This is a genomic window from Duganella sp. AC237 (assembly GCF_979254035.1).
Genome location: NZ_CEEDEW010000003.1, coordinates 1744526 through 1769901 on the forward strand (window position 1 = coordinate 1744526; position 25376 = coordinate 1769901).

Genomic DNA, 25376 nt, shown 5'->3' on the forward strand with positions numbered 1-25376 from the left:
GTTCCGCCTAATCCGCCCTACGTGTTTGTGTGGATTACTTGGCTGCGGCTGCCGCAGGTTTGTTCTGATACATGATCCAGTAGCGCGCCAGGTCGCCACGGCCGTCGTTGCCGGTGACGGTTTCCAGTACCTTGATCGATTCGTCCTTCTTGCCGGCCATCGCCAGCGCGTAGCCCAGACGGAGCTTCGCATCTTCAGGATTCTTCGACACGCCTTTGGCGATACCTTGCTTCATCAGGTCGATACCCTTGTCGAACTGGCCCAGGGTGATGTAGTTGTAGCCCAGGTTGACCAGGCCGACGCCGTCCTTCGACTTCTGCGCGGCGGCGACGCCCGAATCGATGTTCTTCGCATCGTCGGCGGCGCCCTTGTTGGCGCTGTCGCGGATCTTCTGGATCGCGGCTTTGTCTTTGCCGGCCGGGATGGCGCCAGGATAAGCCTTGTCCATCGCGATTTTACCTTCGGTGAAGAAGCCGCCCAGCACGGCCAGTTCGGCCTGTTCCAGGTAGTCTTCAGGTTCCATCTTCGATGGCGCGGCGACGCCTTTCAGACGCGCCATGTCCAGGTCCAGGCGCGGGGCGTAGGTCTTCTTGCCGCGCGTGCGGTTCAGCAGGTCGAACCAGTAGTCTTCCGAAGGGTAGTAGCGCACCAGCTCTTCGATCGCCGTCAGATACAGTTCGGTGTCTTTCAGCTTGATGCCGACGTTACCCAGCAAATTGAGTTCGTCCTTGGTCGGCGGGGTGCCGGCTTTTTTCGCCGCTTCGATATCCTTCAGCACTTCGGTCTTGGCGGTGGCGAAGTCGTTCTTCAGGAAGTACGAACGCACGATGTACTGGCGCTGCTTGGCGTTGTCGCCCGATTCGGTGCCGTAGCGGTTGAACCAGGTGATCGCCTTGTCGTAGTCCTTGATGGAGCTGTAGTAGATGCCGGCGACGGCGTCGATGAAGCGCAGTTTGTCTTCCTGCTTCAGGCGGCCCGAATCGATCATCGCCTCCAGCGCCTTCAGGGTCAGTTCATTGTTGCCGGAGGCCTGGCCCAGTTGTACGCGCATCTGGTTCAGCACAAACGTCTCGTATGGAGTCAGGTTGGGCGCGGCGGCGGCGGTGTCGATGCGGGTCTGGTATTCCTGGTAGTTCTTGGCATCGAGCAGCGGCTTGGTTTGCGCCGGGTCGATCAACTTGAAGATCTCCGGACGAACCGTATCCTTCGGCGCTTCGGCGGCGGCTTTTTCCTTGTCCTGCGCGTGGGCTGCGGTCACGCCCAGCATGGCCGGTACCGCGTTCAGGCCGATGGCGGCCAGGATCAGACTAATACGAGCGAGACGAATATGGGACATGTTTAATCCTTCAATCAAAGACATAAGATGGCCGGCGCAGAAACGCCATGCCGTCGCTATTGGAGTTATGTTCAGGGCCGCGCTGCGCGCGATCCGGCAAACCGCACATTCTACGATCCCTTTATGGGAAGTAAAAGAGCCTGCCGGTCAAACCAACGTATTGTTACATAAATCATGGTTGATGCGCTTAATTCAAGGGTGCGTCAACCGTGCGCTGGTCGCGCAACCACCGGCTCCGGCTCCGGCTGCGCGCGCGCGGCCATCGGAATGATCTGCGACAGGACGGCGACAGGGATCGCGCACAGCATCACCCAGATGAAGAAGTGCTGGTAGCCGAGCGCGATCTGGATGTCGCCGCTGAATAGTTTAAACAAGACAAACCCGAGCTGCATGATGCCGGTCGCGAAGGCGTAGTGCGCGGTCTGGTATTTGCCCGGCGCGACCACCTGCATCATGTAGAGAATGAGGCCGACGAAACCGAAGCCGTAGCCGAACATCTCGACGCTGAGCGCCGCGCCGATCACCGCCAGGTCGGTCGGCTGGAAGTAGGACAGCAGGTAGAAGGCGGCGTTGGGCAGGTTGACCGCGAGGATCAGCCACAGGATGGCGCGCTTGAGGCTTAGCCAAGAGGTGAAGTAGCCGCCGGCGATGCTGCCGACCAGGAAGGCCACCGTGCCCACGGTGCCGTAGACGGCGCCCACTTCGGCCGTGCTGAGGCCAAGGCCGCCGAGGTGGCGCGCCTCGCGCAGAAACAAGGGACCGATCGATTGCACCTGCGCCTCGCCGGCGCGGAACAGGATGATGAACAGGATCGAGACCCAGATGCCGGGCTTCTTGAAGAATTCGACGATCACTTCCCACAGCGTGCGGGCGACGGCGGCGGCGTTGGTGCCGGTGCTCACCGCGTTTTTCGACTGCGGCAGCGCCCAGCTGTTGTAAAGCCCTAGGCCGACCATGACCGCGGCCAGGATGAGGAAGCAGATGGTCCACGCGGGCACCACGCCGATGGTTTGCTCGAAGTGCCCGGCCAGCACCAGCAGCCCGCCGGTGGTGAGGAATTTGCCGGCGTTGAAGAAGGTGCCGGTCCAGCCGGCGTATTGCGCCTGGCCTTTTTCATCGAGGCTGGTGATATACAAACCGTCGCAGGCGATATCGTGCGTTGCCGCCGAAATGGCCACCAGCGCAAGCATCGACATGCACGCGGCGAACCAGAAGGGCGCGTGCAGCGCCAGCGCGACGCCGCCGAGGCATACGCCGCCGAAAATCTGGAAGGTGACCACGATCAGTTTTTTGCTGCTGGCCAGCTCCAGGAAGGGACTCCACAACGGTTTGAAGACCCACGCGAAGCCGATCAACGCGGTCCAGCGATTGATTTCGCTATTGGGCATGCCCATGCTCTTTAACATCTGGTTGGCGACGATGGCCACCGCGAAGAACGGCAGGCCTTGCGCCAGATAGAGGCTGGGCACCCAGAACTTCGGGTTGCGGATGGTTTGCTTGCGGGTGTCTTCTTTGTTGTTGTCCACGTCGTCCCCGGATGATTTTTACTCGAAGCCCGGCACCGGCGCGCGACCGGTCGCGGGCAGCTGGTCGGCCAGCCACAGGTTGACCGCGTCCAGCGCCGGCTTGGCGAAGCCGTAGGTCATCAGCGCCGGCGCCTGGATGTCGAGCGCCTGGTACGGATTCCACAGCGCCAGGTGCAGGTCCGGGCGCCAGGTGGCGCGCGCATGCTCGCCGTAGCGCAGGCGCGAGGTCGACGCCAGCATCGTGAAGCGGCCGTCGTTGGGCAGGGCGCTCCAGTCGAAGGCTTCGGCGTCGGCGAAGGTCACCAGTTCGACGTCGTACAGGCGGCGTAACGACGCGGCCACCGTTTCCGCCGGCACGCCGGCTTCCGAGACGCCGTCGCTGACCACGTCCTGGCGAACCACCAGGCGCACCTTTGCGCCGTTGGCCGGACGATCCGGCTGGCCGTAGGCCGTCAGCGCGCGGCACCAGCCTTCGGCCATCACGTCGCGGTCGGCCGCGTCTTCCTTGTACGAGCGCGGTTTGCATGGATAGGCCAGCGCCAGCGCCGACAGGCGGTCGAGGCGTTGCTGAACGTCTTGCGCGGTCAGCTTGCCCGAGGCCAGCGCCGCCGCGATGGAATTGAGCGTCTCGTCCTGGGTTTCCGGGGTGCCGAGCGCCATCACCATGTCGGCGCCGGCGGTGAGCGCGCGCACCGCCGCGTTGCCCACGCCATAGCGCCCGGCGATCGCGTGCATGTCCATGCCGTCGGTGATGACGATGCCCTTGTACTGCCATTCGTCGCGCAGCAGGCCGGTGAGGATGCGGCGCGACATCGTGGCCGGATTGTCCGGGTCCAGGGTCGGATAGACGATGTGCGCGGTCATCATCGCCGGGGCCGAGGCCGAGGCGATGCGGAACGGCGCCAGTTCCAGGCGGTCCAGTTCCTCCACCGGCTTGTCCACGGTCGGCAGGTCGCGGTGCGAATCGACGTTGGTGTCGCCGTGGCCGGGGAAGTGCTTGACGCAGCAGGCCACGCCTTCCGCGTGGCTGCCGGCCATCCAGGCCATCGCCAGTTCGGCGGCGCGTTGCGGCTCGGCGCCGAAGGAGCGCTCGGCGATGACCGGGTTGTGCGGATTGTTGTTCAGGTCCAGCACCGGCGCGAAGTTCCAATTGAAGCCGAGCGCCTTGACGGCGCGCGCCACGGCGGCGCCGGTGCGGTGGGCCAGGTCGGTGTCGTCGGCCGCGCCCAGGCCCATCGCCGCCGGCGGCGCCGGCACCCAGGTCGAGCGGACCACGGCGCCGCCTTCCTGGTCGATGGCGATCAGCGATTCCGGGCCCATGACCGCGCGCAGGTCGGCGGTTAGCTTGCCCAATTGTTCCGAGTCGGTCATGTTGCCCCGGAAAAGGCAGACGGCGCGGATGCTGTTCGCCTTCAGGAAGTCGGCGGTGGCCGCGTCCAGCACCGTGCCGGGGAAGCGGATCATGATCAGTTGGCCCGCGATTTTCCGCAACTCGTCGTGAGTCTTGTTTGTTTGGTCGGTCATTGGGGTGCTCCGGCGTGCTTAATTTGTTTTGGTGACTTTGCTCAGATGGCGCGGTGCGTCCGGGTCCATGCCGCGCGCGGCCGACAGTTTTGCCGCCATCACGTAGAAGGCCTGGATCGCCACGATCGGATCGAGGTCCGGCGTCGCCGCCACCGGCAAGGTCAGGTCGCGCTCGGCCACGTCGGCCGGCGCGGCCAGCAGCACGCGCGCGCCACGCCCGCGCATCTCGCTGGCCAGTTGCAGCAGGCTTGCCTGGGTCGGGCCGCGCGTGGCGAAGATCACCAGCGGGTAGCCGTCCTCGATCAGCGCCATCGGGCCGTGCTTGATTTCCGCGCCGCTGAAGGCTTCCGCCTGCAGCGCCGAGGTTTCCTTGAACTTCAGCGACGCTTCCAGCGCCACCGGGAAGCTGATGCCGCGGCCGACCACCATGATGTTGCGGGCCGGGGCCAGCACTTCCAGCGCTGCGGACCAGTCCTCGGTGGTAGCGGGGCACAGCGAATCGGGCAGCGCTTCCAGGCCGGCTTGCAGCTCCGGATCGTTCTGCCACGCGGCCACCAGGCGCGCGCCGGCCACCAGGCTGGTGATGAAGCTCTTGGTCGCGGCCACGCTTTGCTCTTTGCCGGCGCGCAGCGGCATCGCCCATTCGGCGGCGTGCGCCAGCGGCGAATCGATGTCGTTGACCAGCGCGATGGTGGTGGCGCCGCCGTCGCGGAAGTATTTGATCGGCTCGACCACGTCCGGGCTCTGGCCCGATTGCGAGATCGAGATCGCCAGGGTGTCGCGGGTGATCAGCGGCGATTTGTTCAACGTCACCAGCGACATCGGCAGCGACGCCACCACGCGGCCCAGGCGCGCCATGATCAGGTAAGCGGCGTAGGCGCAGGCGTGGTCCGACGAACCGCGCGCGATGGTCAGCGCGGTCGTGAACGAGGTGCTCCTCAATTTTTCGCCCAGCTCCGCGTAACGGTCGCCATCGTGGGCCAGTTGCAGGGCCACGCAATCAGCGGCGGACAAGGCTTCTTTCAACATCATTGAGGTCACAACAGTTCTCCTTCGATATAAACGGCTTTGAGGTTCAGGTCACGGTCGAGCACCACGAGGTCGGCGTAGGCGCCGGGGGCCACGCGGCCCCGCTCTTGCAGGCCGAGATAGTCGGCCGCATACGTCGAGACCCGTGCCGAGGCATCCGCCAGATCGAGGCCGAGTCCGACCAGGTTGCGCAGCGCCTGGTCCATGGTGAGGGTGCTGCCGGCAAGGGTGCCATCAGGCAGGCGCACGCCGCCCATGCACTTGTGGACGACCTGGCGGCCCAGCATATATTCGCCGTCCGGCATGCCGGTGGCGGAGGTGGAATCGGTGACGCAGTACAGGCGCGGAATGCAGCGCAGCGCGGTCTTGATGGCGCCCGGGTGCACGTGCAGCAGGTCGGGTATCAGTTCGGCGTACTGCGCGTGTGCCAGCGCCGCGCCGACCATCCCGGGCTCGCGATGGTGCAGGCCGGTCATGGCGTTGAACAGGTGGGTGAAGCCGTGGGCGCCGTTTTCCAGCGCCGCCTTGCCGTCCTCGTAGGAGCCCAGCGTGTGGCCGATCTGCACCCGCATGCCGGCGTCCGACAATTCCTTGACCAGTTCCAGGTGGCCGTCGATTTCCGGCGCCACGGTGATCAGTTTTAAGGGCGCCAGCGTTTCGAGGCGTTCGACGTCGGCCAGCTTGGCCGAGCGCGCGTAGTTGGGCTGCGCACCGAGCTTGCCGGAGTTGATGTACGGGCCTTCGAGGTGGGCGCCTAGCACCCGCGCTTCGCCTTTGCCGCGCTGGCCGGCTGCCTTGCCGATGCCGGCCAGGGCGAGGTCGATATCCTCCGGCGGCGCCGTCATGGTGGTCGCCAGCATGCTGGTGGTGCCGTGCCGCGCGTGGATGGCGGCGATGGTGCGGACCGCGTCGCCGCCTTCCATCACGTCCCTGCCGCCGCCTCCGTGCACGTGCAGGTCGATGAAGCCGGGGATGATGTAGTCGTCGGCGTTGAGGGCCGGATCGATGCCGCCGCCGGTGATGGCGAGCACGCGCTGGTCGAATGTGACTTCGCCACGGATCCAGCCCGCCGACGTGAGGATATTACCTTTGATTGCACTGCTCATCTGCGCGACTCCGCTACGAATTCATAATAATCACTTCGGCAATACGAGTGGGTCAGTTCCACCGCTGCGCCGTTGTCGAGATAACTGACGCGGGTGATGTGCAGCATCGCGGCACCCGCAGGTATGTTGGCCAGGCGCGCCTGTTCCGCGCTGGCGTTGACGGCGCGGATATGCTGCAGCGCGCGCATCGGGATCGTGCCCTTCGATTCCAGGTAGCCGTACAGCGAATCGGTCACGCTGTGCGGATTGGGCATGTACTGGGCCGGGATGGTGGTCGTTTCGATCGCCATCACCACGTCGTCGGCGGTGCGCAATCGCTTCAGTCGCGCCACCGGCATGTTGGGCGAGAGGCCGAGCGACAGCACCTCCACCGGCGAGGCCACGCCGATGTCGCGTTGTAGCCAGCGCGAGCCGGCATTGAAACCGCGCTCGCGCAGTTCCTCGGAAAAGCTGGTCAGGCGCGACAAGGGCTGTTCCAGTTTCGGCGTGATGTAGGTGCCCGAGCCGCGTTTGCGGGTCAGCATGCCGCGCTCGCACAGCATGTCGATCGCCTTGCGGGCGGTGACGCGCGAGATATTCAGCATCTCCGACAGCACGCGCTCGGAGGGCAGCGCCTCGTTGGCGCGCCACTCGCCGTTGACGATACCGTCCGACAGCTTGTTCGCCAGCTGCATGTACAACGGCGTGTCGCTGCCGGCGTCCGGTTCGAAGTCTTTCAGCTGTTCGCTCGACTGGGCCAGCACGGGCTACTCCTTCAATCGTTGTTGGATCAGCCGCAGCGCACCGGCCGCCGAATCGCCTTGCGGCGTCACGCTGCGCGCCAGGACCGCCGCCGGCAGGTAGGGGCGCAGCGGCGCACCGAGACCGCCGCACAGCGCGATCGGCAGCGTGCCGCCCGGATCGAGCGCGTCGGCCATGCGTTCCACTTCGCGTCCCGCTTCGAGCAGGATGGCGCGCGCAGTGGGATTCGATTCGCCATGGCGCAGCACCGCGCGCGCCAACTGCGCGTATTGGGTCTGCGTGGCCTTGGCCAGCCATTGCTGGACCGACAGGCGCGTCTGCGCGAGGTCCGCGCCTTCGGCCGCGCCGCAGGCCTGCGCGACATCGGCGGCGAAGGCGTCGTCCGGCTTGCGGCCGTCGAGCACTTGCTGCAGGTGGTTGGCCGCGCGCAGTCCCATCCAGGCGCCGCTGGCCTCGTCGCCGGCCGGGAAGCCCCAGCCGCTCACTTCGACATGCGGGCCGCGGACCGGTTTGACCTCGCCGACGCTGCCGGTGCCCAGCGCGATGATGGCGCCCGGCTGGCCAGCGTGGGCGCCCAGCACGGTGGTGTGGCCGTCCGACTCCAGCGCCAGGCGCGCATAGCCGGGATTGGCGGCGACGAATTCGGCGGCCCACTGGCGGTTATGCACGCCGGCCATGCCGAGGCCGATCGCGATGGACGATCTGGCCGGGAAATCCAGGCCGGCGGCGGCGAACGCTTGCGCTGAGGCGTCCTCGACGGCGGCCCAGGCGCCGGCGATGCCGTGCGACAGGGCCGAGGGGCCGCTGGTGCCGTTGGCCAGTTCGACGCCGTCGGTGCGCGCCAGGCGAACCCTGGTGCCGCTGCCGCCGCCGTCGACGCCGATTAAAAATTCGATCATGGGTATCCGAAAACGCTGTCGCTGGGAAATCCGGCCGGGCCGGGGTGGTTGAGGGCACTATATGGTTGCCCAACCAGCTTGTCAACAGGTATTTAACTGGTATTATAAAATATTGAAGTGGACTGGGGTTGTCGAGTTGGTATTTATCGGTAACTATTTGTTTTTAATGGGAATTGACGAGCCGGGGTAAGCTGGCAAGCTGGGCGGCAGTGCATGCCACTTTGGTCTGGTTTTGGTAGGAAGGATGGCGGAAGGAGTACAATTCCGCTTTGTTAAGATATTTAAAGGTAAGACAAATGACTGACTATTGGGACGACTGGCAGCGCGAAGCGTTGGCTGCGGGCGTGAAGGCGCCGTTGGCCAAGCTGGGAATGGAAGTGCTGAAGACGCACCGCAAGAATCGCTGGCCATCGCACTTTTTGGGCCGCATGGAAGACGGGCCGATGATGATTGAAATGTGCCTGGAAGAGCCGGACGAGACGGAGCTGCTGTTCGTCGAGAACCTGCATCCGTACGACGACAAGCTGATTGCCGCCACCAAGAAGCGGCTCTGCTTCGATTAAAGCCTTGGGCTAATTGTTGGCTTTGTCGCGGGTGCCGGTGCGCTCGTACGTCACCAGCCGCGATGGTTCCGCCGTTTTGCCGTTGACGTTGACCACCGCGTTGCCGGGGCCGCGCACGATGACGTCGGCTTGGCCGGTCCACAACTGGCGTGCATTCAGGTTGCCCGAGCCGCTCAGCTGCGCGGTCAGGGTCGCGGTTTTGCCGTCGAGCTTGACCTCGCCCGGGCCGTGCATGTTCAGCCGCACGCTCTTGCAGTCTGCCGTCGCCGTCAGGTCGCCCGGGCCGCCCACTTCCGCTTCCAGCGTTTCGCTGACCCTGTTCAAATGAATATTGCCCGGCCCGCGGCTGCGCGCCACCGCGCGGCCGACCTGCAGCGTTTTTGCGTCCAGGTCGCCGGGGCCGCTCACTTCCGCGCTCAGCATTGCCGTCGCCCCCGACAAGGTCATGTTGCCCGGTCCGCTGAGGATGGCGCGCACCGTTTGCGCCTGCAGGCCGCGCACCGTCAGGTCGCCCGAGCCGTGCACTTCGGCGTCGAGTTTCTTGATGTTGCCGGCGATGCAGGCGTCGCCCGGTCCGTGCAGCATGGCGCTGGCCGCTTCCGTGTTCAGCGCGCAGGCGTCGAGGTCGCCCGGCCCGGCCACCTCGGCGCGGATTTCGCGGGCGTTGCCGCGCAACGTGACCGAACCCGGCCCGTGCATCGCGGTGTTGATCTTGCCGGCGTTGATGTCGCCGATGTCGAGGTCGCCCGGCCCGTTGACCGAGATGTTCAGATCCTGCGTGACGCCGGCCGCGTTGATGTCGCCGGGACCGTTCGAGACCACGTTCAGGCTGCCCGCCTTCAAGCTGCGCAAGTCGAGGTCGCCGCTGCCGGAGGAGGTGACCGTCAGGTCCGTCACCGTGCCGCTGGCGTGGATGTCGCCGGCGCCGTCCGACGTCAAACTGAGCGCCTGGCCCTGGAATTGTTGCAGATCGACGTCGCCGCTGCCGCCGCTGCGCAGGCTTTTCAGGGTGGCGGCGTTGATTCGTATCGTGACCTGCGACTTGTAGTCGCTGTTCCAGTTAAAGTTGAAGACCCAGCCGCTGCTCTTTTTGCGCGGCTGCCGCACGGTGAGCGTGTCGCCGCTGACCGTGGTTTCGATGTCGGCGAATTTCTTGCGCGGGCCGGACAGTTCGATGCCGTTGCCGGCCTGGTTGGTGACGATCACGCGGAACGGTCCGCTCAGGTTGATGCTGGTGAACGGCGCGACAGTGCGGGTCTCGGTGGCGCTGCCGTTGTCAGACCTGCTGTCAGCCTTGCTCTCGGACTTGCTGTCGGCCTGGGCGTAGCCGCCGGCGATGGCGGCCGCCAGGATGGTGCAGGCCAGCGCCTGGTGTTTGATCGTCTGCGTCATTTTTTTATCTCGATGGTGGAAGTGGCGAGGAATGAACGATATGACAAAAGCAAGCATGCGGCGCGCGGAATGGGACGGATGCGCGGAATAATGGGATCAACGGCAAAAAAGCGGCGCTGAACTGCGATTCAACTTGCCGTCGCGGGCGCCGATAATGTCATAATCGGGTTATTGATGCTCGAGCGGGGAAAAGGAAGCGGGGGCGCATATGATTAAATACATGGGGACAAAAAACACGGACGACGGTTCGGTGCTATATGTGTTCTTAATCAATGGCTTACAGAAGGAAATCCGGGAGGCGGCCTTGAAGCAGTACCCGGGATGCTACGAGGCGTTGCCGGCCACCGCCAAGGCGCGTATCAGCGCCAACCGCTCCTGGTTATCGAAACTTTAATGATGATGTCTTCTTCACTGCCGCGCCGCGCCGGTTTTTGCGCGCTGGCGGCATCCGCCATGCTGGTTTCCGGCGCCGCCGTGGCCCAAGCGGTGCCCACCACCTTCGGCACCGTCATCGGCAATGGCCTGCTGTGCCGCGACCAGACCGCCAATTTCTATTACTACGATTACCTGCTCAAGGCCTTCGGCCCGGCCTACAAGCACGAGGGCGGCGCCTTCTGGTTCAAGACCGAGGGCGCCAACCTGTGGGGCACGCCGGTCTCCGAGGTGATGGTCAGCGACGACACCAGCACCTATATCTTCGTCGGCGCCGTGGCCGAGGCCACGCCCGAGGAGCTGGAGAAGGCGATCATCGCCCAGGTCGGCTTGCATTATGCGAGAATCGACACGTCGGCCTTTCCGGTGCGCGAGGCCAAGCCGGCCAGCCGCATCGTTTATTTCGATACCAAATCCAAGATTTACTGCGCGAAGTACAAGCCCTTGCCGCCGGTGCAGCCGCCTGCCGTGCGCCAGCGGCTAAAATAGGGCACGCGCACTCCCAAGGTCTTCATGTACACCCACTTTTTCAATCTGAAGCAATCGCCGTTTTCCATCGCGCCCGATCCGCGCTACCTGTTCATGAGCGAGCGCCACCGCGAGGCGCTGGCCCATCTGCTGTACGGCATCGGCAGCGGCGGCGGGTTCGTGCTGCTGACGGGGGAGATCGGCGCCGGCAAGACCACCGTGTGCCGCTGCTTCATGGAGCAGATCCCCGAGAACTGCAAGCTGGGCTATATCTTCAATCCGAAGCTGTCGGTGGAGGAGTTGCTGCTGTCTATCTGCGACGAGTTCGGCATCGAGCTGCCGCCGCAGGGTGGCGGCGCCGTCAGCGTCAAGGGCTATGTCGACGCGATCAACGCCTATTTGCTGGCCAGCCACGCGCAGGCCAAGAACAATGTGCTGATCATCGACGAGGCGCAGAACCTGTCGGCCGAGGTGCTGGAGCAGCTGCGCTTGCTGACCAACCTGGAAACGAGCGAGCGCAAGCTGCTGCAAATCATCCTGATCGGCCAGCCCGAGCTGCGCACGATGCTGGCGCGGCCGGAGCTGGAGCAGTTGGCGCAGCGCGTCATCGCCCGCTATCACCTGGGCTCGCTGACCGAGGCCGAAACCGGCGCCTATATCGAGCATCGCCTGGCGGTGGCGGGCGCGTCGGCGATCGCGCCGTTTCCGCGTCGGTTGATGGGACTGGTGCACACCTTGGCGAAGGGCGTGCCGCGCCGTATCAATCTGCTGTGCGACCGCGCGCTGCTGGGCGCGTATGTGGAGAACCAGCCGCAGGTGACGCGGGTCATTTTGCGGCGCGCCGCGTCGGAAGTGTTTTCCGGGCAGGAAGTGGCGCCGGGGCAGGGTGCTTTGCTGGCCTCGGGTTCGCGTTGGCCGCTGGTGGCCGCCGGCGCGCTCGGCGGCGTGATCATCAGCGCGGTGCTGTGGCAGTTGGCGGCGCATGATGCCAAGCCGGGCATGCAGAGTGCACAGGCGGCTTCTGCACCTCCGGCAGCCGCCAGGGCCGCTGTGGCCGCGCCGAAGACGGCGCCGGCGGCCGGCATGCCGGCGCCCGCGCCCGCGATGGCTCCCGCGGCACCGGCCGCAGCGGTCGCAGCGGCCGGGGATGGCGGCGGCAAGGCGGCGGCGTTGCGCCAGCTGGCCGGCATGTGGGGGCTGGCGCTGGTTGACGGCGATCCTTGTCCGACGGCGGCGCGGCTGAATCTGCGTTGCCTGCAAACCAAAGGTGTCATCGAGGATCTGCGCCTGCTGGACCGTCCGGCGGTGCTGACCTTGCGCGACGATCCCGTCGCGCCCAACTACGTGCTGCTGACCGCGCTGGACAAACGCAACGCGATCATCACGCCACCCGGCGGCGCGCCGCAGACGATCAGCCTGGATGCGCTGGCCGCGCGCTTCGGCGGCGAGTTCACCACCTTCTGGCGCGCGCCGCGCAGTTGGCGCGACGAGGTGTCCGTCGGCGATCACGGTCCCGATGTGGACTGGCTCGCCAAGCGCTTGTCGCAGCTGTACGAGCTGAAAAAGCCGCAGGAAAATCAGCCGCTGGACGCGGCATTGCGCAGCCGCCTGACCGAGTTCCAGACCGAGCAGCATCTCAAGGCGGACGGCGTGGCCGGTCCAAAAACTTTCATCCGACTGTATCAGTTGGGTGGCGTACAGGAGCCACGTTTGCTGGCCCGTGCCGGCAAGGCCGACGTCGTGGCAGGGAAATAATATGTCCTATATTTTGGAAGCGCTGAAAAAAGCGCAGGCGGAGCGTCAACTCGGCAACTCGCCGACCCTGCACGCGCCGACGCTGCAATCGATGGACCGCTCGTCGGCGGGCGCGCGTCTTAAAAAGCCGTTGCTGCTGGTGATAGTGGCCATGGGCGTTGTGATTGCCGCGTTGTTGTTCATTGTCTTGAAACCGGCCGCCGCGCCAGCCGACGCTCCGGCGGTTCCGGTCTTCGCCACGCAAACTCCGGTCCAGGTTGTCGCCGACAATTCCGCGCCATTGCCGGCGCCCGTCGCCGCGCTGCCGCCGCCTGTCGCCACGCTTACGCCGGCGCCGCGCACGCACGCGGAGCCGCAGACGATGCCCGCCGCGCCTGCGCCAGCCGCCAACGCCAACCCCTCGGCCGCGCCGGCCGCTGCGTCCAAGCCGGCCGTCGCGTTCGAGGAGCCGGTCCAGAACCTGCGCGATTTGCCCGAACCCATCCAGCGCTCGATTCCACAGGTCGCCGTCGGCGGTTACATCTATTCCAAGAATCCGTCCGATCGCCTGCTGCTGATCGACAAAGTGCTGCGCCGCGAGGGGGATGAGGTCGCCCCCGGCTTGAAACTGGAAAAGCTGAATCCCAAGGAAGCCGTGTTCAATTTCAAAGGCTATCGCTACCGCGTTCCGTATTGATCTGTCATCAACTTGTCACTTCGTAGTGATATTTTCTTATCATTGAAAACAATGCATGGGGAATATCATGAAACATCTCAAACTGTTGCCTTTCCTGATAGCCGCCGCCTTCGCCATGCCACGCGCCCAGGCGGCGCAAATCGATACCCAGCCCGAACCGCTGGGCTACGGCGCCGGGCTGATATGCCTGGGCCTGGTCCTGCTGGCCAACGGCCGTTCGCGCAACGACGTCTTCAACCAGAAGAGCGACAAGTAACACCTGGCCGAAAGCCTCGCTACGTCCTTAAATGTTGCTGCGTATAATGGCGGTAACAGCTTGGGGTAGGGAGAGGTCGATCAATGCAGCACGAGAGTTCCGCGCATCTGCGCAATGTTCTGGGCGTCGTCGGGACGTCCGGCAGCGGTAAGACCACGTTGCTGGAATTCCTGATCGCCCGGCTGGCGGCGCAGGGGCTGAAGGTCAATGTGATCAAGCACAGCCACCACGACCTGGAACTGGAGCCGCCGCGGAAGGACAGCGCCCGCCTGCGCATGGCCGGCGCCGCCGAAGTGATGGTGGCGTCGCCGTTCCGCGTGGCGATCATCCGCGAACTGCGCGGCGCGCCCGAACCGACCTTGCAGGAACAGCTGGACCGCCTGTCTCCGGCCGACCTGACGCTGCTCGAAGGGTTCAAGACTTATCCGATCGACAAGCTGGAAGTCTACCGTGCCGAGCAGGGCCGCGCGCCGCTGTATCCGCTCGATCCGCATGTCCTCGCGGTTGCGTCGGACTTGCCCCGGCCCGCCGATTTGTTGCCCGGCACCGTATGGCTGGACCTGAACGCGCCGGCCGAGGTGTTGGCCTGGCTGCTGGCCCACGTCGAGAAAAAACGTCAAAATAAATCGACGGAAGGCTAAAGTTCTTTTCGAATCGTCCGTAAAACAAGGGATACCCCTTAAAGGAGGATGATATGGACGTTTCAAGTATTGCTCAAGCCGCAACCTCGATCGCGGACACCGGCACCAAGCAGGCAGTCGGCGTTGCTGTGCTGAAAAAGGCCCAGGATATCCAGGCTTCCAGCGCGCAAGCATTGATTGAAGCCATTCCTCCGGTGCCGTCGGCGCCGAGATTGCCTTCCAACCTGGGTAACACCATCAATACAACCGCCTGAGCGGCGGTTGTGCCTCTCCTCGATTTGAATCCGGTCAACAGAAACAAGCGTATAGACGTTATTGCTGGTACGCTGCGATTCTGAATTTAACCATCCATTCGAGGAGACTTACCATGAACAAACGTCAAGCCCTGATCGCCGCCGCCCTGGCCACCGTCTGCGTCACGGCCGCCGCCGTCGACCAAGATACGCCGAAAGAGAAGTGCTTCGGCATCGCCAAGGCCGGCCAAAACGATTGCGCCGCCGCCAATGGCACGCACTCGTGCGCCGGCCAGTCCAAGGTCGACAACGCGGCGACCGAGTGGAAATACGTGGCAAAAGGCACCTGCGAAAAAGCCGGCGGCAAAACCACGCCACCAGCCAAGTAATCTCGGCGGGACGCGCATAGCAATCGTGGCAAACAGCGGAGCCATGCCGCCACCACGCCTGCCGGAGCCGAAGCCCGGCGTCGGCGTCGGCTTGCGGGCGCCGCACTATCGCCAGTTTCTCGAGCAGCGGCCGCGCGCCGCCTGGCTCGAGGTCCATACTGAAAATTACCTCGATCAAGCCGGCTGGGATAACCACGTGCTGGAGCAACTGCGGCGCGATTATCCGATCAGCCTGCACGGCGTCGGCCTGGGACTGGGCTCGGCGCGCGGCTTTTCAGACCATCATCTGGAGGGCGTGCGCAGCCTGGTGGAACGGGTCGAACCGGTGCTGGTGTCCGAACACCTGTGCTGGGGAGCCGTCGGCGACCGCCATCTCAACGATCTCTTGCCGCTGATGCTGGACCATGCCGCGCTCGACCTGCTGAGCGCGCGCGTGAGCCGCGTGCAGGACACGCTCAAACGGCAGCTGCTGCTGGAAAACGTTTCTACCTATGTACGGTTTCACCGCGATGCGATGAGCGAGGCGGAGTTCATGGCGGCGCTGGCGGCGCGCACCGGTTGCGGCCTGCTGCTCGATATCAACAACCTCTATGTCAATCAGTGCAACCACGGCGAGGACGCGCTGGCCGCCATGGCCGCGATCGCGCCCGGCACCGTCGGCGAAATGCATCTGGCCGGCCACCTGGTGACGCCCGGGGCCGTCATCGATCACCACGGCGCGGCGGTGGCCGACCCCGTCTGGCGGCTGTACGAGGCGGCGCTGGAACGCTTCGGCGCCGTCCCGACGCTGATCGAGTGGGATACCGATATCCCGCCTGTCGAGGTGCTGCTGGAAGAGGCCGCCAAGGCCGAGGCGCTGCACCGCCGCTATGTCGCCAAGCCTGCGGCGCCGTCGCGCGTGGCGGCGCCGGGCGCTGCGGAGGCGGATGCCCCCGAACTTGCCGCGAGCCAGCAGCGGTTCGCCGGTGCGCTGCTCGACTCCGCCCAGGCGCCGCACGCGTTATCGCAATTCAAGGGCGGCGACAACGCGCACCGCTTCGCGCTCTATCGCGGCAACCTGAGCGCGACCTGGGACAAGACCTTGTCGTCCGCGTATCCGGTGGTGCGGATGCTGGTGGGGGAGGAGTTCTTTAGCGGTCTGAGCAAGGCCTATGGACTTGCCCATCCCTCCACCAGCGGCGACCTCAACCGTTTTGGCGCCGACTTCGACACGTTCCTGCGCCACTTTCCGCATGTGGCCGACTATCCCTACCTGCCCGACATGGCGGCGCTGGAGTGGGCGCTGCACCGCGCGCACTACGCGCCGGCGGCCCGGGGCGTCACCGCGCAGCGGCTGGCCGCCTTGTCGCCCGAACAGATGGAGACGGCGCGGATGACATTGCATCCGGCCTGCCGGCTGGTGTCGTCCGAGTGGGCCGTGATTCCGCTGTGGCAGGCGCACCAGCCAGACAGCGGGATCGGTTTCCCCGAACAAATGGCGGCGCCAAGTCATGGCGTGGTCGCGCGTCCGGCCTGGAAAACACAGGTGGTTCCGCTCGGCGGCGCCGGTCACGCGGCGCTGCGGGCACTGGGGGAGGGGAGGGATTTCGGCGCCGCGCTGGACGCCGCGTTCGACATCGACGAAGCCTTCGACGTGGCCGGCAATCTACAACTATGGCTGGCGCACGCGCTGATCGTCGAAATAGAGGGGATAGAGGGGACGGCCGAAACGGCCTGAGCAATATCAGTTGCCGGGCTTGAACGCGCGCAGCAGCTTGGCTTCGCCCGTCAAATCGCGGTGCAGTTTGTTGGCCGCGGCGGTCAGCTCGATCATGCGGCCGATCTGGACGTCTTCGAACCTGGCCAGTTCCTCGGTCGCGGTCAACAACGCCTGCGCCAGCTTGGCGCGGGCGCCCTGGTACAGCGAACCGTGGTATTGATTCGTGTTCTTGAGCAGCTCCTCGGCGTTTTCTATCACCTGGCGCAGATCGTCGAGCAGTTTTTCCTGAGTTGGGCTATGTGGTTCAGGACCGTCCATGACGTCCCCCATGATCGAAAAGAAACTAGTTGAAAAAGCCGGGTGGCAAGCAATCCCAATATAACTACGATATCGCCAGTCGGTTTGCGCGTAATCAAACACGCTCACCCCCGTCTGCAGCGTTTTCTCGGCTGCGCTTACAGATTAGTACGTTATTGCTTAAAAGCAAGAGGAAATTACACCGCGTCAATGCTGATGTTGACGTCGCCGACGCTGACCCGCTGGCCGGCGCGGATTTTGGCGGTCTTGCGCAACTCTTGCTTGCCATCGACTTTGACCGCGCCGCTGGCCACCATCATCTTGCCGGCGCCGCCGCTGTCGCACAATCCGACCAGCTTCAAGAGCTGGTTCAGTTCCACAAATTCACCGTTCAATTCAAAGCTTACTTTTTGCATTTTATCCTCTGTTGCCATGATATAAACCCGGCGCCGACGTCACTTCTGATAGTGTAGCGGCATTCCGACAGCCGCGCAGTTTACCCCAACGAATCGGGTTGTCACCCCGAAAAAAAATGTTATCCTGAAGTGACTGCCGAATATTTGAGCAGTGCGATGTGTCTTACGGATGTCTTACCGAGCAGCATCATGAATAAGCTTTCCCTGACCATGCTGGTAATCGTCTCCCCGCTCTCGACAGCGGCTGGCGCGGCTGCATCCGATCCTTTTACGCAGCAGCAAGCCACTCCGGCGTTCGAAGCGCGCGCCAATTCCACGCTGCTGTTCGACGCCGCCGACCGGCAGTCGGCAATGATCGACCAATTGCAGACCGATGGCGCGCGCCGTTATGCCGCGTTCGCTGGTGCGCCGCGCCTGCACTTTGGCGCCTTGCCGGAGAACCTGTCCCTGCTCGATCCGCTCGGTCCGATGTTGAACGAGCGCAGCCGGCGCTACCTGAGCAGCGCCGAGTTCGAAAAGAAGACCGGGCGCGCGGTCGGCATCGTGACCTTCGGCTTGCTGCGCGAGACCGGCTCGACACTGGGCGGTGGCCAGCCCGGCACGTCATGGGGCATGAACAGCCGTCCCACCACCAAATTCACATCCTTGTCGCTCGGGTACGCGCTGACGCCGCGCAGCTCGGTCATGGCGATGGCCTCGTATGGCAAAACCGAAGGCTTTGGCGCGCCGGATAGTTTGATGGCGCAGGTATCGTCGGTACGGACGATGGCGTATAGCGTCGGCGTGGCGACAAGGCAGATTTTTTCGACCCGGGACCGCTTGGCGGTGACATTGTCGGTACCTGCCAAGGTGCGCACCGGTTCGATGCAGAACGCCGACGGCGACACCCGCGTCAGCTACGCCGGCGCACAGGAGTTCGGCGCGCCGACCCTGAATCTGCGGCCCACCGCCACCGAGCGGGATCTGGAGTTCGGCTACACCACCATGGTCGGCAAGGCCGGCAAGATGGGCAAGCTGACCGGCGCGGTGATGCTGCGCGTGAATCCAGGGCACGATGCGAACGCCGCGCCGGATGTGTTGACCGGCGTGCGCTACTCGTACGGTTTCTGATCAGGCCGCTAGCGGAGCTTGGCGGATTACGCTGCGCTAATCCGCCCTGCGTGTATCCGTGGATTTTTGACTAGCCCTTGGCGTTCGGACGCGTCATGTCCAGCGGTACGATCCACTCGTCGAATTGCGTAGCCGTCACGTAACCCAGCGCCAGCGACGCTTCCTTCAACGTGGTCCCTTCATGCTGCGCCTTTTTGGCGATCGACGCCGCCTTGTCGTAGCCGATGTGCGGCGCCAGCGCCGTCACCAGCATCAGCGAACGCTCCATCAGTTCGGCGATGCGGCCGCGATTCGGCTCTACCCCATGGACGCAATGTTCCTCGAAGCTGCGCATGCCGTCGGCCAGCAGGCGCGCGCTTTGCAGGAAGTTGTGCGCGATCAGCGGCTTGTAGACGTTCAGCTCGAAATTGCCGGAAGCCCCGCCCATCGTGATGGCGACATCGTTGCCAAACACCTGGCAGCACAGCATGGTGACCGCCTCGCACTGGGTCGGGTTGACTTTTCCCGGCATGATAGAGCTGCCCGGCTCGTTCTCGGGGATGGTGATCTCGCCCAGGCCCGAGCGCGGACCGGAGGCCATCCAGCGCACGTCGTTGGCGATCTTCATCAGCGCGGCCGCCAGGGTTTTGAGCGCGCCATGCGCCGACAGCAGCGCGTCGTGGCCGGCGAGCGCGGCGAACTTGTTGTCGGCGGTGCGGAACGGCAGCGACAAGGTATGTTCGAGCTCGGCGGCGATGCGCACCGCGTATTCCGGATGCGCGTTGAGGCCGGTGCCGACCGCCGTGCCGCCGGCGGCCAGCCGCAGCACGCCGGGCAGCGCGGCGCTGATCGCGTGTTCGGCGAAATCCAGGTGGGCGACGTAGCCGGAGAATTCCTGGCCCAGGGTCAGCGGCGTGGCGTCCTGCAGGTGGGTGCGGCCGATCTTGACGATGTCGGCGAAGGCCTCGGACTTGGCGTGCAGGCTGTCGCGCAGCTGGCGCAGCGACGGCAGCACCGTGTTGGCCAGCGCCTGCGCGGCGGCCACGTGGATCGCGGTCGGGAAGATATCGTTCGACGATTGGCCCTTGTTGACGTCGTCGTTCGGGTGCAGCTTGCGGCTCTCGCCGCGCACGCCGCCCATCAGCTCGGAGCCGCGATTGGCCAGCACTTCGTTCATGTTCATGTTGGACTGGGTGCCGGAGCCGGTCTGCCACACCGCCAGCGGAAACTCGCCGGTGTGCTTGTCGGCCAACACCTCGTCGGCGGCCTGGGTGATGGCGATCGCTTTTGCGCCGTCCAGCAGGCCCAGGTCCAGGTTGACGCGGGCGGCGGCGCGCTTGACGCTGGCCAGCGCGTGGATCAGTTCCGGCGGCATGCGCTCGGTGGAGATGTGGAAGTGTTCCAGTGAGCGCTGGGTCTGCGCGCCCCACAGCTTGTCGTCGGGGACATCGATCGGGCCAAAACTGTCACGTTCGCTTCTGTTGCTCATAATTCATCCTTGTTCGGAAGTCATCACTTGGGGGCTTTTCAGTGTAGCGCAGTTTGGAAAAATTATCCTGGGGCTACAAAATCGGGAAATTCTGCCGTTATAGCCGTATACCTCAAGATTGCGCGTTACCGGCGACCCTTTATGCAGCGTTTCACACCTACAGATTTGCTCCGCTCCCTGGCCTGCGCCGTATTGCTGGCGCCGACAGCTATCGTGGCCAACGTGGCCGGCGCTGCCGAGCTGGGCGACGTTTCCGCGCGCTCGTACATCGGCCAGCCGCTGTCGGCCGACATCGAACTGGTGGCGCTGGCGCCGGACGAAGTGAACGCCTTGCAGGTGCGCCTGGCGCGGCCGGACGTGTTCCGTGGCGCGAACATCACGATGAATCCGGCGCTGTCGTCGGTGCGCATGTCGGTGGTCAAGCGCGACCAGAAGCAGTTTTTGCATGTGACCACCACGCGCCCGATCGACGCCGACTACGTCCATATGTATGTGGAGCTGGGCGCGGCGGGCCGGCAGGATGTTCGTTTGGCAACGGTGTGGTTGCAGGCGGATCCCAATCCGCCGCCTCCGCCGGCGCCGGTGGTGGCGTCCGTGCCGGCGCCCAGCGCGATGACGTCGGCCGACGCCGAGCGCATCGGGGCGCAGGCCAGGGCGGAGCGGGTTGCCGCAGCGCCGCCCGTGGCTGCCGCGCCGCCGGTGCGGGACCGGTCGCGCCCGGCGCCGTTGCCGTCGTTGCATGAATCCGAGACTGGTACAGCGGGGGCGCTCAAGGCCGCCGCAGCGGCCGCGGCGCCGGCTCGGCCGACATCATCGGTGGCGGTGCGGGATTTGCCATCGCGCATAGCCGAAGCGATGGGCACGCCGCGTAACGCGTCGGCGGCCACGCCCGCATCCCCTCCGGCAGCGGCCAAGCCGGCGGCGAAGCGGGAAGCTGCCACGGCCGACAGCGCGGTGCCGTTGCCGGTGGCGCAGGCTTTGCTGCCGTTGGGTCCGTTGCCATTGCCAGCCGGGGTCAAACGCGCGGCCGTGCCCGCCGCGTGCGCGCCGTCCGGGACCAGCGCCAGCGAATGCAAGGCGCTCGATACGCATAGCCAGGCTTTGTCCAGCAAGCTGGTGGAGCTGGAGGGCAAAATGAAGGCGCTGCAGGGCGCGATCAAGAATTCGGCTGCAACGCCGGCTGCAACGCCGGCGGCAACAACTGCCGCAACGGCTGCTCCTGCCGCCGCGCCCAAGGTGGGGCAGGCGGGGACGGCGGTGTTGGCGGCGGCTGGCAGCAGCGTGGCGGCCGCTGTGGCGGCGCCGGCGACGGCTAAGGAGGCGCCGAAAGCCGCCTCGGTAGCATCGGCGGCACCTGGGGCGGTGGCCGGCCCGGAAGCGGCATCGGCCAAGGCGGCAGGGGACAACGCCGGCAAGGCCGGCAAACCGGGCAAAGCCGGCGAAGCGCAGGCGGCGACGATGGATGGCGCCTCCGCGTCGGCCTCCGCAGGAGCGGCTTCCGCGTCCGCATCGGCGTCCGCCGGCGAGCACGGCGCCAAGGCGTCGGCCTCGGCGGCCGGCGCTTCCGCCTCGGCGTCCGCGCCGGTGCCGCTCAAGCGCGTGCTGCCCAAACTGAAATACAAGAAGGAAAAGCCGGTCGAACGTCCGACCAACTATGTCGCCTGGGGTGCCGGCGTGGTCGGCGCGTTGCTGCTCGCTGGCGCTGGCCTCATCTATTGGCGCCGCAAAAAGTCGGGCGCCGGGCCGCTGAAAATCTGGCAGGGCTTCCGCAAGAAGAAGCCGGACGAGGCGGGGGGCAAGCCCCAGGAGGCACAGCCGCTGCACGAAGTGACGCCCGAATCAATAATGCAATAGTAATAAGCTTATTACCTCAGCTTTGCCTGCGGTGCCTCGATCTGGGTTATAGTATTCGACGCTTTTTGCACGCCATACCCATTTTGAAAGAGCATATGACCGCAACGTCGCAATATCAGGAACAGTACCAAGCCTTCAAACAACTCGGCCTTAAACTGGATATGTCGCGTGGCAAGCCAGCGCCCGAGCAACTCGACTTGTCCAACGCGCTGACCGAAGCGCTGGGTGGCTTCAAAGCCGCCGATGGCACCGACGGCCGCAACTACGGCGGCACCATCGGCCTGCCGGAAGCGCGCGAGCTGTTCGGCAAACTGCTGGACGTGCCGGCCGCGCAAGTCGTCGTCGACAGCAGCGCCAGCCTGTCCCTGATGCATGACGTCATCATCTACAGCCTGCTCAACGGCACGCCGGGCAACGCCCCGTGGGTGCGCGAGCCGGTGACCTTCCTGTGCCCGGTGCCGGGCTACGACCGTCACTTCTCCATCTGCGAAGCGCGCGGCATCAAGATGATCAACATTCCGATGACCGAAGCCGGTCCGGACATGGACTTGGTCGAAAAACTGGTGGCCGAGGACGCCAGCATCAAGGGTATGTGGTGTGTGCCGAAGTACAGCAACCCGGGTGGCGTGGTCTACTCGGACGAGGTCGTCAACCGCCTGGCCGCGATGAAAACCGCCGCGCCGGACTTCCGCCTGATGTGGGACGACGCCTACCGCTTCCACCACCTGAGCGCGAAAAAGCTCGACGTGGCCAACATCCTCGAAGCGTGCGCCAAGGCCGGCAATCCGGACCGCGCGATCGTGTTCGCGTCATCGTCGAAGGTAACCTGGGCCGGTTCGGGCATTGCCGCGCTGGCCGCATCGCCGGCCAACATCGCCTGGTGGACCAAGCACGCCGGCATCCGCAGCATCGGCCCGGACAAGATCAACCAGCTGCGTCACGTGCGCCTGTTGAAGGACGTGGCCACCGTTGAAGCGTTGATGGAACAGCATCGCGCGCTGCTGCAGCCGAAATTCGAAGCGGTGCTGGCGCAGTTTGACGCCTACCTGGGCGACGTGCCCGGCGTATCGTGGACGCGTCCGCTGGGTGGTTACTTCATCGACCTGGTGACGCCGGACGGTTCGGCCAAGCGCACCGTGGCGTTGGCGAAGGAGGCCGGCATCACCTTGACGCCGGCCGGCGCCGCCTTCCCGTACGGGAACGACCCGAAGGACAGCCACATCCGCATCGCTCCGAGCTTCCCGTCGCTGGACGAGATCACCAAGGCCGCGCAAGGGATCGCGCTGTCGTTGCGCGTCGCGCTGGCTAGCTAAAAAAGCAACTCCGGGGTCAGGTCCGCCATTTCTACACGGGCTCGACCTTTGGAGGCGTTGTCGGCGGTTCGTCGACGGTGTTTGGGCATAAAAAAGCGCCTCGATGAGGCGCTTTGTTATTTGGCGGGCGTTTATTGACGCGCCATGCCGGGTACCTGGTTCATCCATGGATCGGCGATGTCGCGGATTTCGCGGTCGTTCGCCAGGATCTGCTTGAGCAGGTCGATCTTGCGCAGTCGCGGCGCGCCGCTCAGGGCCGGCACGCCGGTCGCGACCGCGCGGGCCTCGGTGGCGCACTGGGTTTCCAGCTTGCTCAAACCATCCCAGTCGCCCATGCGCGCGGCGGCGGCCATCTGGTTGCTCAAACCGGCAATGTTTTCGTACATCGAGAGGACTTCGGTAGCGATCATATACCCACCCAGGCTAGTTATCTTCGGCAAAACGGATTACCGCATGTCCTGATTAACGTCGCCTTAAACGGGAACTTTAGGGTATTTTGAAAAAATATTTGAAAAAGTCGAAAAAAAACCGCCGTGCTTAAAAGCAGGCGGCTTTGGTTGCCGTTAAGGCAAGCTTGCGTTGTTACTTGACCAGCTCCTCCAGACCAGCGCTGAGCTCGTCCGGCGATGGCATATCGTCAATCAGTGCGTTGTCGTCCAGGCCCAGCTCCTCTGCCAGTTCGGTCGGGTAGCAGGCGGCGATTTCCTCGTCGCTCAGTTCGGCATGCTCGACGCGGGCGCGCCAAGCGGCCAGCGAGACGACGGCCGCCAGGCGATTGAGCTCGCCATTGTGATGCGGCTCCGGGAAGGCTTCGATGGTTTCCGAGAAGGCGACCGGGAACTTCCAGCGCTTGGCCAGCTCGGCGCCGACATCGGCGAAGGTATAGCCGAACGAAGCGGTCTCGGCATCGAGACGGCGCGCGTCCATCGGCCCGGCGATCTTGTCGATTTCCATCGATTTTTCCGGCATGGCCGAATGCATCACCAACTGGCCGATCGCGTGCATCATGCCGATGGTAAAGGCGAGGTCGGTGTTTTCCTTGGTCTTCTTGGCGATCCACTTCGCCGACACGGCGGTGTGCAGGCTGTAGCGCCAGAATTGTTTAAGGTCGAGGCCGGGAACGGTCTTGAAGCCGCTCACCAGGCCCGAGCTGATGACCAGGGTGCGCACGGTGACGAAGCCGAGCATCAGCACGGCGTCCTCGACGGTGCCGATGCTGCGCGAGACGTGATAGTAGGCCGAGTTGGCCAGGCGCAGCAACTTGGCGCTGAGCACTGGATCGGTCGCCAGTTTTTTCGCGATCTCTTCAGTCGAGACGCTGGCCTTGTCGAAACTGCTGATCAATTCCTCGACGACCTTGGGCGCGGTGGGCAGCGCGGTCGGATTCTGGAACAAGGCGTCAAGTTTCATTTTTATCTCCTCGATACTTTTCATAGGGGCATTGCTATGGGCTAACTATATAGCGATTCCCCGAATGACAGAAGCGTTTTGATACCTGAGCGTATCTTTTCTGCCGTGTCGATACGCTACACTGGCGTCATGGAACCCGATCACATTGAAGCAATCACGCAGAAAACCCTGCAACACTACGAGCAGAGGGCGCAGCAATTTTTCGCCGGCACCATCGATCACGATGTCAGCCAAAATATTGCCGCGCTGCTCGACGCGATCGAAGCGCCGGCGCCGTTCCGGTTGCTCGACCTGGGCTGCGGTCCGGGCCGCGATTTGAAAACTTTCCGCGAGATGGGACACGAGCCGATCGGCGTCGACGGCTCGGCCCGCTTCGTGGAGATGGCGCGCGCCTACAGCGGTTGCGAGGCGTGGCAGCAGGACTTCGTCCAGCTCGATTTACCGGCCGACTATTTCGATGGCGTGTACGCCAACGCCTCGCTGTTCCACGTGCCGAGCGCGGCATTGCCGGACGTGTTGCGGCGCCTGCAAGCGGCCCTGAAACCGGGCGGCGTTTTGTTCAGCTCGAATCCGCGCGGCGACAACCGCGAAGGCTGGAACGGCCCGCGCTACGGCAGTTACTACGATTACGAAACCTGGGAACGTTACCTTGTCGCAGCAGGTTTTAGCGCTGTCCAACATTACTATCGGCCGACCGGATTGCCGCGCGATCAGCAGCCCTGGCTGGCTAGTGTTTGGCGGAAAATTTGATTGGTGGCAGCGTTCGCGAACGCACAGAGAGCTCAGCCGCTGAAGCCTATAGTGAATCCATGCACACAGCGCCACGTTGTGTGTCCTGTAGCT

At 64.4% G+C, this 25376-nt stretch carries 27 protein-coding genes; 14 read left to right on the plus strand and 13 right to left on the minus strand.

Going from position 1 to position 25376, the window contains the following annotated elements; genetic code table 11:
* Positions 1 to 34: 34 nt before the first annotated feature.
* The 7 genes from AC0IYS_RS08085 to AC0IYS_RS08115 form a co-directional block, all read right to left on the minus strand.
* Positions 35 to 1336 carry a tetratricopeptide repeat protein gene (locus tag AC0IYS_RS08085; protein ID WP_471704678.1) on the minus strand — a complete coding sequence of 434 codons (1302 nt, stop codon included), beginning with the start codon at positions 1334 to 1336 and terminating at the stop codon, positions 35 to 37.
* A 203-nt stretch (positions 1337 to 1539) separates the two neighbouring features.
* Positions 1540 to 2862, minus strand: coding sequence for an MFS transporter (locus AC0IYS_RS08090; RefSeq protein ID WP_471704679.1), 1323 nt, complete (start codon positions 2860 to 2862; stop codon positions 1540 to 1542).
* Positions 2863 to 2880: 18 nt separating this feature from the next.
* A complete protein-coding gene (gene nagZ, locus AC0IYS_RS08095) occupies positions 2881 to 4386 on the minus strand; it encodes a beta-N-acetylhexosaminidase (protein ID WP_471704680.1) in 1506 nt (501 codons plus the stop codon).
* An 18-nt stretch (positions 4387 to 4404) separates the two neighbouring features.
* A complete protein-coding gene (locus AC0IYS_RS08100) occupies positions 4405 to 5418 on the minus strand; it encodes an SIS domain-containing protein (protein WP_471708822.1) in 1014 nt (337 codons plus the stop codon).
* 5 nt (positions 5419 to 5423) lie between these two features.
* Positions 5424 to 6521, minus strand: a complete 1098-nt coding sequence (nagA, locus tag AC0IYS_RS08105; RefSeq protein WP_471704681.1) for an N-acetylglucosamine-6-phosphate deacetylase — start codon at positions 6519 to 6521, stop codon at positions 5424 to 5426.
* Positions 6518 to 7195 carry a GntR family transcriptional regulator gene (locus AC0IYS_RS08110; RefSeq protein WP_471708823.1) on the minus strand — a complete coding sequence of 226 codons (678 nt, stop codon included), beginning with the start codon at positions 7193 to 7195 and terminating at the stop codon, positions 6518 to 6520. The genes nagA and AC0IYS_RS08110 overlap by 4 nt, the downstream gene beginning before the upstream one ends.
* Positions 7196 to 7267: 72 nt before the next feature.
* The gene (locus tag AC0IYS_RS08115) at positions 7268 to 8161 is read right to left on the minus strand and encodes a glucosamine kinase nucleotide-binding domain-containing protein (protein WP_471704682.1); all 894 of its coding nucleotides are present in this window, start codon (positions 8159 to 8161) and stop codon (positions 7268 to 7270) included.
* 296 nt (positions 8162 to 8457) lie between these two features.
* Between AC0IYS_RS08115 and AC0IYS_RS08120 the strand changes: the two genes are divergently transcribed.
* Entirely contained in the window at positions 8458 to 8724 is a 267-nt protein-coding gene (locus AC0IYS_RS08120; protein WP_090315688.1) for a hypothetical protein, read from the plus strand.
* 9 nt (positions 8725 to 8733) lie between these two features.
* Here AC0IYS_RS08120 and AC0IYS_RS08125 read toward each other — a convergent pair whose 3' ends face one another.
* Entirely contained in the window at positions 8734 to 10116 is a 1383-nt protein-coding gene (locus AC0IYS_RS08125; RefSeq protein WP_471704683.1) for a GIN domain-containing protein, read from the minus strand.
* Positions 10117 to 10324: 208 nt separating this feature from the next.
* On the opposite strand from AC0IYS_RS08125, the gene AC0IYS_RS08130 reads away from it, so the two are divergent.
* The 9 genes from AC0IYS_RS08130 (at position 10325) to bufB (ending at position 16683) form a co-directional block, all read left to right on the plus strand.
* Positions 10325 to 10510 (plus strand): hypothetical protein, encoded by a 186-nt coding sequence (locus tag AC0IYS_RS08130; RefSeq protein WP_471704684.1) that lies wholly within the window; start codon positions 10325 to 10327, stop codon positions 10508 to 10510.
* Positions 10511 to 10512: 2 nt separating this feature from the next.
* Positions 10513 to 11037 carry a hypothetical protein gene (locus AC0IYS_RS08135; protein WP_471704685.1) on the plus strand — a complete coding sequence of 175 codons (525 nt, stop codon included), beginning with the start codon at positions 10513 to 10515 and terminating at the stop codon, positions 11035 to 11037.
* A gap of 24 nt (positions 11038 to 11061) precedes the next feature.
* Positions 11062 to 12771, plus strand: coding sequence for an ExeA family protein (locus tag AC0IYS_RS08140; protein WP_471704686.1), 1710 nt, complete (start codon positions 11062 to 11064; stop codon positions 12769 to 12771).
* 1 nt (position 12772) lies between these two features.
* A complete protein-coding gene (locus AC0IYS_RS08145; protein ID WP_471704687.1) occupies positions 12773 to 13447 on the plus strand; it encodes a general secretion pathway protein GspB in 675 nt (224 codons plus the stop codon).
* A 67-nt stretch (positions 13448 to 13514) separates the two neighbouring features.
* Positions 13515 to 13703: a hypothetical protein gene (locus AC0IYS_RS08150; protein WP_471704688.1), complete on the plus strand. Its 189-nt coding sequence runs from the start codon at positions 13515 to 13517 to the stop codon at positions 13701 to 13703.
* Between the two features lie 83 nt (positions 13704 to 13786).
* On the plus strand, positions 13787 to 14344 hold the full coding sequence (gene mobB / locus AC0IYS_RS08155) for a molybdopterin-guanine dinucleotide biosynthesis protein B (RefSeq protein ID WP_471704689.1): 558 nt from the start codon (positions 13787 to 13789) through the stop codon (positions 14342 to 14344).
* Between the two features lie 53 nt (positions 14345 to 14397).
* Positions 14398 to 14598 carry a YjfB family protein gene (locus AC0IYS_RS08160; protein ID WP_471704690.1) on the plus strand — a complete coding sequence of 67 codons (201 nt, stop codon included), beginning with the start codon at positions 14398 to 14400 and terminating at the stop codon, positions 14596 to 14598.
* A gap of 113 nt (positions 14599 to 14711) precedes the next feature.
* Positions 14712 to 14966: a BufA1 family periplasmic bufferin-type metallophore gene (locus tag AC0IYS_RS08165; protein WP_471704691.1), complete on the plus strand. Its 255-nt coding sequence runs from the start codon at positions 14712 to 14714 to the stop codon at positions 14964 to 14966.
* A gap of 43 nt (positions 14967 to 15009) precedes the next feature.
* Positions 15010 to 16683 (plus strand): MNIO family bufferin maturase, encoded by a 1674-nt coding sequence (gene bufB / locus AC0IYS_RS08170; protein ID WP_471704692.1) that lies wholly within the window; start codon positions 15010 to 15012, stop codon positions 16681 to 16683.
* Positions 16684 to 16689: 6 nt separating this feature from the next.
* Here bufB and AC0IYS_RS08175 read toward each other — a convergent pair whose 3' ends face one another.
* Both AC0IYS_RS08175 and AC0IYS_RS08180 read right to left on the minus strand, forming a co-directional pair.
* Complete coding sequence (locus tag AC0IYS_RS08175) at positions 16690 to 16983, minus strand: hypothetical protein (RefSeq protein ID WP_471704693.1); 294 nt, start codon at positions 16981 to 16983, stop codon at positions 16690 to 16692.
* A 176-nt stretch (positions 16984 to 17159) separates the two neighbouring features.
* Positions 17160 to 17378 (minus strand): RNA-binding S4 domain-containing protein, encoded by a 219-nt coding sequence (locus AC0IYS_RS08180; protein WP_315216879.1) that lies wholly within the window; start codon positions 17376 to 17378, stop codon positions 17160 to 17162.
* Positions 17379 to 17567: 189 nt separating this feature from the next.
* Between AC0IYS_RS08180 and AC0IYS_RS08185 the strand changes: the two genes are divergently transcribed.
* A complete protein-coding gene (locus AC0IYS_RS08185; protein WP_471704694.1) occupies positions 17568 to 18488 on the plus strand; it encodes a hypothetical protein in 921 nt (306 codons plus the stop codon).
* Positions 18489 to 18558: 70 nt separating this feature from the next.
* Here the strand turns inward: AC0IYS_RS08185 and fumC are convergent, their stop codons facing one another.
* Complete coding sequence (gene fumC / locus AC0IYS_RS08190; protein ID WP_471704695.1) at positions 18559 to 19956, minus strand: class II fumarate hydratase; 1398 nt, start codon at positions 19954 to 19956, stop codon at positions 18559 to 18561.
* 141 nt (positions 19957 to 20097) lie between these two features.
* Here fumC and AC0IYS_RS08195 point away from each other — a divergent pair, with 141 nt between their 5' ends.
* A complete protein-coding gene (locus AC0IYS_RS08195; protein ID WP_471704696.1) occupies positions 20098 to 21810 on the plus strand; it encodes a type IV pilus assembly protein FimV in 1713 nt (570 codons plus the stop codon).
* A 95-nt stretch (positions 21811 to 21905) separates the two neighbouring features.
* Complete coding sequence (locus AC0IYS_RS08200) at positions 21906 to 23123, plus strand: aspartate aminotransferase type Ic (protein ID WP_471704697.1); 1218 nt, start codon at positions 21906 to 21908, stop codon at positions 23121 to 23123.
* Between the two features lie 131 nt (positions 23124 to 23254).
* Here AC0IYS_RS08200 and AC0IYS_RS08205 read toward each other — a convergent pair whose 3' ends face one another.
* Entirely contained in the window at positions 23255 to 23533 is a 279-nt protein-coding gene (locus AC0IYS_RS08205) for a flagellar protein FliT (protein ID WP_471704698.1), read from the minus strand.
* 172 nt (positions 23534 to 23705) lie between these two features.
* On the minus strand, positions 23706 to 24533 hold the full coding sequence (locus AC0IYS_RS08210; protein WP_471704699.1) for an HDOD domain-containing protein: 828 nt from the start codon (positions 24531 to 24533) through the stop codon (positions 23706 to 23708).
* Between the two features lie 129 nt (positions 24534 to 24662).
* On the opposite strand from AC0IYS_RS08210, the gene AC0IYS_RS08215 reads away from it, so the two are divergent.
* The gene (locus tag AC0IYS_RS08215) at positions 24663 to 25283 is read left to right on the plus strand and encodes a class I SAM-dependent methyltransferase (protein WP_471704700.1); all 621 of its coding nucleotides are present in this window, start codon (positions 24663 to 24665) and stop codon (positions 25281 to 25283) included.
* Positions 25284 to 25376: the final 93 nt, after the last annotated feature.